A 13,313-nucleotide genomic window follows, 5' to 3' on the forward strand; every position below is an offset into this window, starting at 1 on the left:
CCCCACGTGCTGTCCCGGTATCCATATCCATCAACCGACCGTCCCCCGGGGGGCCATCGCCATGATTTTGCTCCACCCGTTCCGAAGAGCGGCGGCCATCGTGGCCGCCTGCGCCGTGCTCGCCCTGGGCGTTGTGGCCCTGGTGGCGTCCCAGTCCCAGCCAGCCCGGGCGGCGTCCGTGGGCGAGTTCACCATGACGCCCGGCAGCGGCAAGCTGAGCGATGCTCAGGGCGTCGGCGGATCCATCGAGATCCCCGGTGCGTGCCCCGACTTCACGCTCGAAGACCTCAACTTCACCAGCTACCTGAGCCTCTACCTGGTGAAGGCGGACGGCAGTGAGGCGACGGTGCTGAGGGGGATCAGCAACCAGGCCCCCTACAACGGGGCGACCTCCGGCGTTTCGCTGGCCGCGGCGGACAACCCCGGGCTCGTCGTCAACAGCCTGTCGAGCATCATCACAGGCGACGGCACCTACGAACTGCGCGTACGGTGCGTCGACAACTACGACCAGTCGCCCCCGACGGACGCGTGGGTGCCCGGCGACCCCTACTGGTCCCAGAAGATCACCGTGACCGGCGACGACTGGGTGGTCGGCGAAGGGGCGAAGGCCACCAGCGTCGCGCTGATCAGTGATCCCGTCACCGCCGAGCCCAAGGACGAGGTGACGTTCACCGCGACGGTCACGCCGACGGACGCGCCCGGCACCGTGACCTTCCTGGAAGGCGAGAAGTCGCTGGGCGAGGCCACGGTCGCGGGCGGGAAGGCCGAGTTCAGGACGAAGGACCTGGCCCTCGGGATCCACAACGTCGTCGCCCGGTTCACCCCGACGGACGCCACCAAGTTCGGGGCCTCCGAATCCACGCCCGCACGGGTGGACGTGCAGTCGGCGAGGGCCGAGATGCTGGACGCCGCATCAGGCGAACGGCTCACGGACAACCCCGAACTGAAGCGCGGCCAGACGGTGAAGCTCATCGTCCGCAGGTGCCAGCCGAATACGACCTTCGCCATGGCCATGGAGCGGAACGACGCCGAGTTCCCCGGCGCGAAGTCCGACGCGAACGGAGAGGTGACCTGGGCGGAACTCACCGTCCCGGACGACGCGGTGGAAGGCAACAGCGGGTGGAAGCTGAGCCCGACCTGTGAAACCGAGGAAGGTTCGGTCATCTCCGTGCCGTTCACCGTGCCCGCCCCCTCCGACGAGTCCCCGAGCGGCGACCCGTCGGGCGACCCCACCGATGAGCCGACGGACGAGCCCACCGACGAGCCGACCGGCGAACCCACGGGTGACACGGGCGGCACCTCCGGCGGCGGCGGCACCTCCGGCGGCGGTGACTCCACCTCGGGCGGCGGCTCCACCTCCGGCGGCACCTCGCCCTCCGGCGGCCTCGCCTCCACCGGTAGCCAGATCGCCCTGTTCTCCGGCGTCGGCGCCGTCGTCCTGACCGCGGCCGGCATCGCCTTCGTGCGGTACGGCCGTCGCAACGGTCTGCTGACCTTCGGCGAGCCCCGCTCGTAACGGCAGGCGGAAGCACGGGCGGCGGGCCCCCGCCCCGCCGCCCGCGCCGCCGTTTCTCCCCTCCACACCTCTTCACAGGAGCGCTTCCCGTGACCGTGCTGTCCCCGCCCCCGCCGGCCGCGGCGCCGCCGGCGCCGGCGCCTTCACCCGAGCCCGAGCCCGAGACCGGCTCCGGGCCGCCGCGGGCAGAGCGCGCCGGCTTCGCGTTCGCCGGGGCCGCGCTGTGCGTGCTCGCCGCCCTGCTGCTCGGCTTCGCCGCCAACCTCACCATCGTGGGACACCTCCAGCACGCCCGCGACCAGCAGACCGCGTACGACGAGTTCCGCCGCCAACTCGCCCTCGGCGTCGCACCGGTGGGCCAGCAGACGTACGACGGCAAGATGCTGGAGCCCGGTGCGCCCGTCGCGCTGCTGCGCATCCCGGCGCTGGGCCTGAAGGAAGTGGTCGGGGAGGGCACCACCTCGGGCGTGCTGATGTCCGGCCCCGGCCACCGCCGGGACACCCCGCTGCCGGGACAGGCCGGCACCAGCGTGATCATGGGCCGCCAGTGGGGGTACGGCAGCCCGCTCAACGACCTGCACCGACTGCCCGCGGGCAGCGAGATCGAGGTGACGACGGGCCAGGGCAAGGCCACCTACCGGGTCACGGGCATCCGCCGCAAGGGCGACCCGCTGCCGCCGGCCCTCAAGCAGAACGAGGGCCGGCTCACCCTGATCACCGCCGAGGGCAGGCCGTACACCCCGTCCGGCACCCTCCGCGTCGACGCGACCCTGACGAGCGACGCGCAGCCCAGCCCGCCGCGCCCGCTCGCCCCCGGCTGGATCGACGACTCCGAACAGGCCCTCGGCATCGAGGACGCGGCCTGGCTGCCGGTCTTCCTCTGGTCGCAGGGGCTGCTCCTGGCCGCCCTGCTCACCATGGCCGCCCACCGCGCGTGGGGCCGCTGGCAGACCTGGATCGTCGGCGTGCCCGTCCTGGCCGCGTTCGGTCTCGCCGTCTCCGGCGCCGCCACCCGCCTGCTGCCCAACCTGCTCTGAGCGACGAGGAGTTCAACCACCATGTCCGACACCACCGACACGACCGACACCTTCGTCGACGAGATCCTCGACCCGACGAAGCGGATGACGGCCGTCAAGGCGCCCCGGCGCGGCGCGGCCACCGCGCAGAGCGACCCGGCCACCCTGGAGGCCGACGCCATCTCCGCCTGGTTCGGCAACCACAAGGTGCTGGAGCAGGTCTCGCTCACCATGCCCGCCCGCAAGGTCACCGCGCTCATCGGCCCGTCCGGCTGCGGCAAGTCCACCTTCCTGCGGATCCTCAACCGCATGCATGAACTGGTCGGCTCGGCCTCCCTCTCCGGCCGGGTGCTCCTGGACGGCGACGACATCTACGACCGGGGCCGCCGCATCACCCACGCCCGCCGCCAGATCGGCATGGTCTTCCAGAAGCCCAACCCCTTCCCGGCGATGTCCATCTACGACAACGTCACCGCGGGCCTGAAGCTGGCCGGCGTCAAGGCGGGCCGCGAGGACAAGGACCGGCTCGTCGAGGAGTGCCTGACCAAGGCCGGCCTGTGGAAGGAGGTACGCGACCGGCTCCGGCAGCCCGGCGGCGCGCTCTCCGGCGGCCAGCAGCAGCGGCTGTGCATCGCGCGCTCGCTGGCGGTCCGGCCCCGCGTCCTGCTGATGGACGAGCCCTGCTCCGCCCTGGACCCCACCTCGACGCGCCGTATCGAGGAGACGATCCACGAACTGTCCGACGAGGTCACCATCGTGATCGTCACCCACAACATGCAGCAGGCGGCCCGCGTCTCCGACCAGTGCGCCTTCTTCCTCGCCGAACAGGGCACCCCCGGCCTGATCGTCGAACACGGCAGCACGGACGCCATGTTCAACAGCCCCCAGGACCCCCGCACCACGGACTACGTCAACGGCCGCTTCGGGTGAGGCGGAGGCGGTCGCAGCATGAAGGAGTTCCGACATGGAGGTCACCGTCACGCCCGCTCGGGTGCCGTCCCCGGCGCGGCGTCCTGCGGGGGCCGCGTGACCCGTAGGGAGCGACCCGGTCGTGCGGCGGTCCGTACCGCCGCCGCGGGCCGGGCCGTCGCCCTGGCCGCGGTCGCGTCCTTCGCCCTGGCGGGGTGTGCCGTCTCCGGTGCCGAGGGCAGGCCGTCGGCGGGAGTGCCCGTGAGCGCCCCGGCTGCGGTCGCCGATCGGCTGCCCACGGCTCCGGCCGAGCCGACGCCTTCCGGCACGCCGGTCCGGGTCGTCCCGCCGCAACCCGCCACCACGGCGGCCACCACCCCTCCTGCGATGCCTCCCGCACCGTTCCCGGCCCATTCCACCGCCGCGCCGAAGACCGAAAGCCCGCCCGACCTGTCCGGCACGGCGCCCGCGTCCCCCACCGCACACCCCGACGGCACCCCCGCCCCGCCGTCACCGAAACCCTCGCCCGACACCGACAGCCGCGACGAGCGCAGCCGGGACGGCTCGACCACGCTGCGGATCGGCTCCTGGGCCGCCAAGGTCGTGCGGGGCGGCCAGGGCGCCGTGGACGCCTGCCAGGACGCCGTGCAGTGGACGGGGCCCGACATCGGCACCGAGGACGGCTACGCGCTGCGCACCGCCGTCATCGTCGGCCACGACTACTGCGGCTTCTCGCGGTTCGCCCAGCTGCCGGTGGGCACCACGGTCACCGCCACCACACCGCGCGGCACCTTCACCTACCGCGTGTACGCCACCTACGTCTCGCCCGGCCGCGGCACCCCCGCCCACGGCCTCTACTGGGGCGACCTCACGCTCCAGTCCTGCGTGGGCGAGAACACCGGCTTCAGCTATCTCGCGCGGATACGGCCGTAGCCGCCGTCCACAGACCCGGGGCCGGGGATCCGGGCACGGGGACCCGGCACCCCGTGCATCAGGGTGCGCTCGGCCAGACCAGCAGCATGTAGGCGCCGCAGTACGCCGAGAACGCCACGGCCGCCGCCAGCACCAGCGTCCGGTACCGGCGCGAGGACCGGGACAGATGCGCCGCCAGCGGCAGCAGCAGCGGGAAGCCGGGCAGCAGGAAACGGGCGCGCGGAAAGTAGACACCGCCGCTGCACAGGACGATCACCAGCAGCACCCCGGTGAACACCAGCAACGGCACCGGCTGCCGGTCCCACACCGACAGCGCGAACAGCACCACCGAGACCAGCATCGTCAGGCTGACCACGACCAGGAACAGATCCGGCCGCGACACCTGCCCGAACAACTGGCGCAGCCGGCGCAGGGTCTCATGGCCGCCGTCCAGTTCGTTGTGCCACATCCGCTGTACGGCGAAGTAGCCGTCCCAGCGGCCCAGCCGCAGCCCCACCCAGCCGAGGTACCCGCACCAGCCCATCGGGGCGAGCAGCGCGGCGGCCAGGACCCGGCCCGAGAAGCGGCGGCGCAGCGACAGCAGGGCGGCGACCGAGACCGCCGCCGCCACCGCGACCCCGGTCGGCCGGGTCAGCCCGGCCAGACACGCCCCCGCACCGGCCCACAGCCAGCGCTCGTCCAGCACCGCGTACAGGGTCCAGGCGGCGAAGAGCGTGAACAGCGACTCGGTGTACCCCATCCACTGCACGAGGCCGACCGGCAGCGCCGCCCACAGCGTGGTGAGCAGGATGCCCGCCCGCCGCCCGGCCAGCCGCTCACCGACGGCGTACACGCCCCAGGCCGCGACCAGCGAGGCCACCACGGCGATCCCCAGCCCGGTGCCGGCCCGGCTGCCCGGCGTGACCACGGCGACGGCCCGCACCAGCAGCGGATAGAGCGGGAAGAACGCCAGGTTGTTGTGGTCGAAGGCGACGCCCAGTTCGTGCGCGTACCCGTGGTCGGCGATCCCCAGGTACCAGCGCGAGTCCCACTCCGTCGCCAGCATCGGCCAGATCCCGTGCCCGCGCCGGTGCGCCCACACGGCCAGGAACAGCAGCCCCACGACGTGCACGGCGAGGAAGGCGGCCAGCGCCGGCACCGCGCGCCGCAGTCCGTGCAGCAGCGCGCGGGAGGGGACACCGGCCGGTACGGGAGGCCGCCGGGTGCCCGGGATGTGTCCACTGGGGGCGGTGTCGGGGGCGGTCGAGGACACGCGGCGGCTCCAGTACTCGGCGGGCGGTACCGGTTCACCGTTCCCGCAGAGTGCGCCGAAGGTGCGGCGGGTGCGTCAGCCGTGCCCGCGAAATCACCCTTTGGGGTGCACCCGTTCGTCCCGGGCGCACCCCGGAGGCGACCTTCGGCGCCTCAGATGCCGGCGGCCGCGGCCAGGTCCCGCTTGAGAGCGTCCAGCAGGCCGGCCGCGCGGTCCCGGGCGGCCGGCAGCCCGGCGTGCCCGGCGACCGGGACGACGACCTCCAGATAGCACTTCAGCTTGGGCTCGGTGCCGCTGGGCCGGACCACGACCCGGGCGCCGTCGAGGGTGTAGCGCAGCCCGTCGGTGGGCGGCAGCCGGTCCGAGCCGCCGGCCAGGTCCTCGGCCCGGCTGACGACGAGACCGGCCAGTTCGGCCGGCGGGTGCGCGCGCAGCCGCCGCATGGCGTCCGCGATGAGCGACAGGTCCCGCACCCGCACCGCGAGCTGGTCGGTGGCGTGCAGCCCGTGTTCCACGGCCAGGTCGTCGAGGAGGTCCGGCAGGGTCCGCCCCTGCTCCTTCAGCTCGGAGGCCAGCTCCGTGACCAGCAGGGCGGCGGTGATGCCGTCCTTGTCCCGCACGCCCTGCGGGTCGACGCAGTAGCCGAGGGCCTCCTCGTAGCCGTAGCGCAGGCCCTCCACACGGGCGATCCACTTGAATCCGGTCAGTGTCTCCTCGTACGGCAGCCCGGCCCGCGCGGCGATCCGGCCGAGCAGCGAGGAGGACACGATGGATTCGGCGAAGGCGCCGGTGGCGCCCCGCCGGACCAGGTGGGCGGCGAGCAGCGCGCCGACCTCGTCGCCGCGCAGCATGCGCCACGCCCCGCCGTCCCGGACGGCGACGGCGAGCCGGTCCGCGTCCGGGTCGTTGGCGATGACCAGGTCAGGTTCGCTCACGCGGGCCTGTGCGAAGGCCAGGTCCATCGCGCCCGGCTCCTCCGGGTTGGGGAAGGCGATCGTCGGGAAGTCCGGGTCGGGCTCCGCCTGTTCGGCGACCAGGACCGGTTCCGGGAAGCCGGCGCGGGCGAAGGCGGCCAGCAGGACGTCCTTGCCGACGCCGTGCATGGCCGTGTAGACGGTGCGCGCGGTACGCGGCGAGCCGTCGGCCAGCACGGCGTCGGTACGGGCCAGATAGGCGTCCAGGACGGAGTCGTCGAGGATCTCCCAGCCCCAGTCCGGACGCGGTACGTCATCCAGCGAGGCGATCGCGTCGATCTCGGCGGCGATCTCGTGGTCGGCGGGCGGCACGATCTGTGTGCCGTCGCCGAGGTAGACCTTGTAGCCGTTGTCCCGGGGCGGGTTGTGACTGGCGGTGACCTCCACGCCGGCGACGGCCCCCAGGTGCCGGATCGCGAAGGCGAGGACCGGGGTGGGCAGGGGCCGCGGCAGCACGGCCGCGCGCAGCCCGGCGCCGGTCATCACCGCCGCGGTGTCGCGGGCGAAGTCGGCGGACTTGCGCCGGGCGTCGTAGCCGATGACGACGAGTCCGCCGGCCTGCCCCTGCTTCCCGAGGTACGCGGCGAGACCGGCGGCGGCGCGGATGACGACCGCGCGGTTCATCCGCTGCGGCCCGGCGCCCAGTTCGCCGCGCAGCCCGGCGGTGCCGAACTGGAGGGTGCCGCTGAAGCGGGCCGCCAGCTCCGCGTGGTCCCCGGTGTCGATGAGCTTGGCGAGTTCCTCGCGGGTGTCCGGGTCGGGGTCCTCGGCCAGCCACGCGCGCGCCCGCGCCAGGAGTTCGTCGTGCACGATCTGTCAACCTCCGTCATCCACAGCGCCCCGAAGCGGCGCGGGCTGTATCGATATGCGGCTGAGCCGCGATGGGGCTCCCCCTGTTCGAGCGAAGCCGAGAACTTGGGGGAGCCACCGGCCACGACGAAGCCGCGGCCGAACGACAACACGTCCGACATCGCGGCCCGCCCGGCGGAGCGCCACGTCCTACAGCCGGCCCAGCACCTGGGCCAGCAGCGAACCCATCCGCGTCGCGCTGTCGCGGCCCGCCCGGAGGACCTCCTCGTGGTTGAGGGGTTCACCGGTCATGCCCGCCGCGAGGTTCGTCACCAGCGAGATGCCCAGCACTTCCGCGCCCGCCTCGCGCGCCGCGATGGCCTCCAGCACCGTGGACATCCCCACCAGGTCCGCGCCGATCACCCGGGCCATCCGGATCTCGGCCGGTGTCTCGTAGTGCGGGCCGGGGAACTGCGCGTACACGCCCTCCTCCAGCGTCGGATCGATCTCCTTGCACAGGGCCCGCAGCCGCGGTGAGTACAGGTCCGTCAGGTCGACGAAGTTCGCCCCGACGATCGGGGAGGTCGCCGTCAGGTTGATGTGGTCGCTGATCAGCACCGGCTGCCCGGGCCGCATGCCCTCGCGCAGCCCGCCGCACCCGTTGGTCAGCACCACGGTCTTGCAGCCCGCGGCCACGGCCGTGCGCACCCCGTGCGCCACGGCGGCCACGCCCCGGCCCTCGTAGTAGTGCGTACGCCCGAGGAAGACCAGCGCGCGCCGGTCCCCGACGGCGTACGAGCGGACCGTGCCGCCGTGTCCCTCGACCGCCGGCGCCGGGAAGCCGGGCAGCTCGGTGACCTGGAACTCGGCGTCGGGGGCGCCCAGGGCGTCGACGGCGGGCGCCCAGCCGGAGCCCATCACGAGGACGACATCGTGGGTCTCGGCGCGCGTGAGCGCGCGCAGGCGCGCGGCCGCCGCGTCGGCGGCGGCGTAGGGGTCGCCCTGGATGTCGTCCGGAAGAAGAGATGCGTTCACGCGGACGAGCGTAGCCGGTTTGTGCCTACGCGCGTAGATGACGAGGTCGAGGGAATGCGATCGTTGTCGTGCCGTTTCCAACGGGGACGCTGCGCTGGCTTGGGCGGCGGGGGGACGGGGAGTGCTGTTGTCGGTTGGCTGCGGCTTTGTTGTGGCTGGGCGCGCAGTTCCTCGCGCCCCTTCGCCTTGGGGGTGGCTGGGCGCGCCCGCGCGGCGGAGCCGCATGTTGATACAGCCCCGCGCCCCTTCGCCTTGGGGGTGGCTGGGTGTGCCCGCGTGGCGGAGTCGCATGTTGATACAGCCTCGCGCCCCTTCGCCTTGGGGGTGGCTGGGTGTGCCCGCGTGGCGGAGCCGCATGTTGATACAGCCTCGCGCCCCTTCGCCTTGGGGGTGGCTGGGCGTGCCCGCGTGGCGGAGCCGCATGTTGATACAGCCTCGCGCCCCTTCGCCTTCGGGGTGGCTGGGTGTGCCCGTGTGGCGGAGTCGCATGTTGATACAGCCCCGCCCCTTCACTTCAGCAGGGGCGTTTGCGTAGTTCCATTACGTAGTCGTGGGGTGCGCCCGCTGATTCCGCCGCGTCGGCGATCTCGCCCAGATAGCGGGCCGACGGCAGACCGCCCTCGTAGGCGTTGAGCACATACGTCCACGCCGGCTCCTCGCCGTCCAGCGTGTGCACCCGGACCCGCAGCCGCCGGTAGATGTGGAGCCCCACGCCCTCCCACCGGTCCAGGGACTGCTCGTCCATGGGGGCGATGTCGTACAGGCCGACGAAGACCTGGCACAGCGGGTCCTCGACGATCGTCGCCAGCGCTCCCTCCCAGCCCAGCTGCTCGCCGCCGAAGGTCAGCCGCCAGCCGTTCAGCCAGCCGGTGGCGCGCAGCGGCGAGTGCGGGGCGCGGCGGGACATCAGCCGGGCGTCGAGATTGCCGGCGTATGCGGCATAGAGCGACATGGGTCGAGGGTACGGCAGCGGAAACTCCTGTCCCCGCTGTCCCTGACACAACCCCCCGTGCCGCCCGTTCGCCCCGTCGGCCCCACAGATAACGGAACGCACACCACGGCCGCCCCCGGGCGGCCCCCACCTTGAGGGGTGCGGGACAATGGGGTACGTGACTCGGATCGTGATCATCGGTGGCGGACCCGGCGGATACGAAGCGGCGCTGGTGGCCGCGCAGCTCGGCGCGGAGGTGACCGTCGTCGACTGCGACGGCCTCGGCGGGGCGTCGGTGCTGACCGACTGCGTGCCGTCGAAGACCCTCATCGCCACGGCCGAGGTGATGACCACCTTCGACTCCTCCTACGAGGAGCTGGGGATCATCGTCGCCGACGACACGCCACCCGAGAAGCAGGCCGCCCGCGTGGTCGGCGTCGACCTCGGCAAGGTCAACCGCCGGGTCAAGCGGCTCGCGCTCGCCCAGTCCCACGACATCACCGCCTCCGTCACCCGGGCCGGCGCCCGGGTCATGCGCGGCCGGGGCCGCCTGGAGGGCATGCAGGCGCTGGACGGCTCCCGCAAGGTCGTCGTCACCGCCGCCGACGGCACCGAGGAGACGCTCACCGCCGACGCCGTACTCATCGCGACCGGCGGTCACCCGCGCGAGCTGCCCGACGCCCGGCCCGACGGCGAGCGCATCCTCAACTGGACCCAGGTCTACGACCTCACCGAGCTGCCGGAAGAGCTGATCGTGGTCGGCTCGGGCGTCACCGGCGCCGAGTTCGCCGGCGCCTACCAGGCCCTCGGCTCCAAGGTCACCCTCGTCTCCTCCCGTGACCGTGTGCTGCCCGGCGAGGACCCGGACGCCGCCGCCGTCCTGGAGGACGTCTTCCGCCGTCGCGGCATGAACGTCATGGCCCGCTCCCGCGCCGCCGCCGCCAAGCGGGTCGGCGACGCCGTCGAGGTCACCCTCGCCGACGGGCGGGTCATCACCGGCTCCCACTGTCTGATGGCCGTCGGCGCCATCCCGAACAGCGCCGGACTCGGCCTGGAGGAGGCGGGCGTCAAGCTGCGCGACTCCGGGCACATCTGGACCGACAAGGTGTCCCGCACCACCGCACCCGGCGTGTACGCCGCCGGTGACGTCACGGGTGTCTTCGCCCTGGCGTCCGTCGCCGCCATGCAGGGGCGCATCGCCATGTACCACTTCCTCGGCGACGCGGTGGCCCCGCTGAACCTGAAGACGGTCTCCTCCAACGTCTTCACCGACCCGGAGATCGCCACCGTCGGCTACAGCCAGGCCGACGTCGACGCCGGGAAGATCGACGCCCGGGTCGTGAAGCTGCCGCTGCTGCGCAACCCGCGCGCCAAGATGCAGGGTATCCGCGACGGCTTCGTCAAGATCTTCTGCCGGCCCGGCACGGGGATCGTGGTGGGCGGTGTCGTGGTGGCGCCGCGCGCCTCGGAACTGATCCACCCCATCTCGATCGCCGTCGACAACAATCTGACCGTCGAACAGATCGCGAACGCATTCACGGTGTACCCGTCGCTGTCGGGCTCGATCGCCGAGGTGGCCCGCCAGCTCCACACCCGCAAGGAGACCGGCGAGGGCTGACGCCACCGGGGCCGACTCCCCGCTGGTCACGGGGAGTTGTCGGGCATGCGTACGGCATAGTCGGGATGGATAGGCCTTATACCACTGCCGACCCTGCCGTGCGAACAACTTCTGTTATTCGGCGCAAACTGCTGAAAGCAGACGGTCGTTGGGGTTACTGTCAGTTTCGTGTTCGCTGCAGAACGTCGCCAATTGATCCTCGAAATGGTGCGAGCCAACGGGGCCGTGTCGCTCCGTGAACTCGCCCGCGTCGTCCAGACCTCCGAAGTGACCGTACGGCGGGACGTGCGCGCACTGGAGGCAGAAGGACTCCTCGACCGCCGGCACGGCGGTGCGGTACTACCGGGCGGATTCACGCGCGAGTCCGGCTTTCCGCAGAAGTCACATCTCGCGACCGCGGAGAAGACGGCCATCGCCGACCTCGCCGCGGGACTCGTCGAAGAGGGCGAGGCCATCGTCGTCGGCGCCGGGACCACCACCCAGGAGCTGGCCCGCCGGCTCGCCCGGGTGCCCGGACTGACCGTCGTCACCAACTCGCTGCTGGTGGCCCAGGCGCTGGCGCACGCCAACCGCGTGGAGGTCGTGATGACCGGCGGCACCCTGCGCGGTTCCAACTACGCCCTCGTCGGCTCCGGCGCCGAACAGTCGCTCCAAGGGCTCCGGGTCTCCAAGGCATTCCTCTCCGGCAGCGGTCTGACCGCCGAACGGGGGCTGTCCACGTCCAATATGCTCTCCGCGTCCGTCGACCGCGCGCTGGTGCAGGCCGCCGCGGAGGTCGTGGTGCTGGCCGACCACACCAAGCTGGGCACGGACACGATGTTCCAGACGGTGCCGACCGACCTCATCACCCGACTGGTCACCGACGAGCCCCCGGTCCATGGCGACCGCGCCGCCACCGAACTCCAGGCCCTGGCCGACCAGGGGGTGCAGATCGCCGTGGCCGGGGCGGCGGGCAGCCCGGGGGGTGATCACATCCCGGCGCGCCAGCAGCGCCGGGACGTGCCGCTGCCCGGTCAGCGGCGCGGCCAGGTCCCGGCCCCGGGACTGCGTACGGCCGCGGTGCTCGGCGCGGAGCAGCCTGCGGCGGCTGAGCGGGCGCGTGTGGCGGACCTGCGCAGACGTTGAGCTGGGCTGGGTTCGGCCACGATGCGCCGTCGGTCGGCTGCGCCTTCGTCGTGGCTGGGTTGCGTCGGCGGGGCCGGGAAGCTCCGTCTCCCGGCTGCGGGTGCGTTGTGGCTGGGCGCTCCCCCAAGTTCTCGGCTTCCCTCGAACAGGGGGGACCCCCATCGCGGCGGAGCCGTATATCGATACAGCCCCGGGGCCCTTCGGGGGCGCCGGCGCACGGGCCAGCTAGGGCGTGTTTCGAAAGTAGCGTCGCGGGCCAGACGGGACTTCGAAACACGCCCTAGTGTGTCAGGCCGCGTAGTGTCAGGTGGAGGAGGCGGTCCGCCAGGTCCGGGTCGGTCGGGGACTCCGCCGCTGCCAGGCCGATCGCATGGGTGAGCTGGAGCAGGTCGCCGATGGTGACATCGGCCCGTACGGCGCCCGACTCCCGGGCCCGGGCGACCAGCGCGCCGCCCGCCTCACGGATCGGCGTGCCGCAACGGGCCAGCGCCGAACCGGAGTCGGCGGAGTCGGACGACACCGACATCAGGGCCAGCGCCAGACCGCGATACGTCCCGGCGTGCGCGACCACCTCGCGCAGCCATGTCACCAGGGCCGAGCAGGGCTCCGGCGCGTGCAGCAGTTCGCGTGCGCGGGCGACGAGTTCGCCCACCGCGTCCTCGAAGACGGCGCTCAGCAGGGCGTGCCGGTTCGGGAAGTGCCGGTAGAGGGTGCCGATCCCGACCCCGGCGCGCCGGGCCACGTCCTCCAGCGAGGCGTCCGTGCCGTGCTCGGCGAACGCGGCGCGGGCCTGCGTCAGCAGCCGCTCGTAGTTGCGGCGGGCGTCGGCACGCATGGCACGCGCGGCGCCGGCAGTCTCCTGTGCGAACACGCCCGCCATGCCCTCCACCCGCCCTCTTTCCTCACCCCGGACTGTCTCCAGGATGCCATTGCGGTCAGGGGCCGGGCCGCCCACCGCGCACACCCCACGGGGCATAACATGGCGGCCCGTGGGGGGGAGTGCGTACGGCTAGGCCGTCAGTCCTTGATCTCGCAGATCGGTGCGCCGGAGGTGAGGGAGGCGCCGACCTCGGCGTTCAGGCCCTTGATGGTGCCCGTCTTGTGGGCGTTCAGCGGCTGTTCCATCTTCATGGCTTCGAGGACGACGACCAGGTCGCCTTCCTTGACCTCCTGGCCCTCCTCGACGGCGACCTTCACGATCGTGCCCTGCATCGG

At 72.6% G+C, this 13,313-nt stretch carries 12 protein-coding genes; 6 read left to right on the forward strand and 6 right to left on the reverse strand.

The genetic code is table 11. The features are described 5' to 3' along the window. Window positions 1-61: 61 nt before the first annotated feature. The 4 genes from ABT245_RS30175 (at window position 62) to ABT245_RS30190 (ending at window position 4,374) form a co-directional block, all read left to right on the forward strand. The gene (locus ABT245_RS30175) at window positions 62-1,516 is read left to right on the forward strand and encodes an Ig-like domain repeat protein (protein ID WP_351739419.1); all 1,455 of its coding nucleotides are present in this window, start codon (window positions 62-64) and stop codon (window positions 1,514-1,516) included. 89 nt (window positions 1,517-1,605) lie between these two features. Continuing rightward, window positions 1,606-2,553, forward strand: a complete 948-nt coding sequence (locus ABT245_RS30180) for a sortase (RefSeq protein ID WP_351739421.1) — start codon at window positions 1,606-1,608, stop codon at window positions 2,551-2,553. A gap of 84 nt (window positions 2,554-2,637) precedes the next feature. Beyond that, window positions 2,638-3,462, forward strand: a complete 825-nt coding sequence (gene pstB / locus ABT245_RS30185; RefSeq protein ID WP_351739462.1) for a phosphate ABC transporter ATP-binding protein PstB — start codon at window positions 2,638-2,640, stop codon at window positions 3,460-3,462. A 96-nt stretch (window positions 3,463-3,558) separates the two neighbouring features. Next, window positions 3,559-4,374, forward strand: coding sequence for a sortase family protein (locus tag ABT245_RS30190; RefSeq protein ID WP_351739424.1), 816 nt, complete (start codon window positions 3,559-3,561; stop codon window positions 4,372-4,374). Window positions 4,375-4,432: 58 nt separating this feature from the next. On the opposite strand, the gene ABT245_RS30195 is transcribed toward ABT245_RS30190, so the two are convergent. The 4 genes from ABT245_RS30195 to ABT245_RS30210 form a co-directional block, all read right to left on the reverse strand. Then, window positions 4,433-5,626: a glycosyltransferase family 39 protein gene (locus tag ABT245_RS30195; RefSeq protein WP_351739427.1), complete on the reverse strand. Its 1,194-nt coding sequence runs from the start codon at window positions 5,624-5,626 to the stop codon at window positions 4,433-4,435. 152 nt (window positions 5,627-5,778) lie between these two features. Beyond that, the gene (locus ABT245_RS30200) at window positions 5,779-7,410 is read right to left on the reverse strand and encodes a phospho-sugar mutase (protein WP_351739429.1); all 1,632 of its coding nucleotides are present in this window, start codon (window positions 7,408-7,410) and stop codon (window positions 5,779-5,781) included. 189 nt (window positions 7,411-7,599) lie between these two features. Next, a complete protein-coding gene (locus tag ABT245_RS30205; protein WP_351739432.1) occupies window positions 7,600-8,424 on the reverse strand; it encodes a purine-nucleoside phosphorylase in 825 nt (274 codons plus the stop codon). Between the two features lie 514 nt (window positions 8,425-8,938). Then, window positions 8,939-9,376, reverse strand: coding sequence for a gamma-glutamylcyclotransferase family protein (locus ABT245_RS30210; protein ID WP_351739434.1), 438 nt, complete (start codon window positions 9,374-9,376; stop codon window positions 8,939-8,941). Window positions 9,377-9,524: 148 nt separating this feature from the next. Here ABT245_RS30210 and ABT245_RS30215 point away from each other — a divergent pair, with 148 nt between their 5' ends. Together ABT245_RS30215 and ABT245_RS30220 are read left to right on the forward strand one after the other, a co-directional pair. Then, a complete protein-coding gene (locus ABT245_RS30215; protein ID WP_351739437.1) occupies window positions 9,525-10,973 on the forward strand; it encodes an NAD(P)H-quinone dehydrogenase in 1,449 nt (482 codons plus the stop codon). A 168-nt stretch (window positions 10,974-11,141) separates the two neighbouring features. After that, window positions 11,142-12,098, forward strand: a complete 957-nt coding sequence (locus tag ABT245_RS30220; protein ID WP_351739440.1) for a DeoR/GlpR family DNA-binding transcription regulator — start codon at window positions 11,142-11,144, stop codon at window positions 12,096-12,098. Window positions 12,099-12,378: 280 nt separating this feature from the next. On the opposite strand, the gene ABT245_RS30225 is transcribed toward ABT245_RS30220, so the two are convergent. Both ABT245_RS30225 and ABT245_RS30230 read right to left on the reverse strand, forming a co-directional pair. Beyond that, entirely contained in the window at window positions 12,379-12,933 is a 555-nt protein-coding gene (locus ABT245_RS30225) for a TetR/AcrR family transcriptional regulator (RefSeq protein WP_502982226.1), read from the reverse strand. A 182-nt stretch (window positions 12,934-13,115) separates the two neighbouring features. Further along, window positions 13,116-13,313: acyl-CoA carboxylase biotin carboxyl carrier protein subunit (locus ABT245_RS30230; protein WP_351739443.1), on the reverse strand; the 198-nt coding region annotated here is incomplete at its 5' end.

This window comes from Streptomyces sp. NPDC001508 (assembly GCF_040298665.1).
GTDB lineage: Bacteria > Actinomycetota > Actinomycetes > Streptomycetales > Streptomycetaceae > Streptomyces.

What these genes read in the sequence shown, in the direction of transcription:
- ABT245_RS30175 (WP_351739419.1), top strand. Translation starts at nt 62, where the DNA reads ATGATTTTGCTCCACCCGTTCCGAAGAGCGGCGGCCATCGTGGCCGCC.
- pstB (WP_351739462.1), top strand. Translation starts at nt 2,638, where the DNA reads ATGACGGCCGTCAAGGCGCCCCGGCGCGGCGCGGCCACCGCGCAGAGC.
- ABT245_RS30210 (WP_351739434.1), bottom strand. Translation starts at nt 9,376, where the DNA reads ATGTCGCTCTATGCCGCATACGCCGGCAATCTCGACGCCCGGCTGATG.
- ABT245_RS30215 (WP_351739437.1), top strand. Translation starts at nt 9,525, where the DNA reads ATGGGGTACGTGACTCGGATCGTGATCATCGGTGGCGGACCCGGCGGA.
- ABT245_RS30225 (WP_502982226.1), bottom strand. Translation starts at nt 12,933, where the DNA reads ATGCGTGCCGACGCCCGCCGCAACTACGAGCGGCTGCTGACGCAGGCC.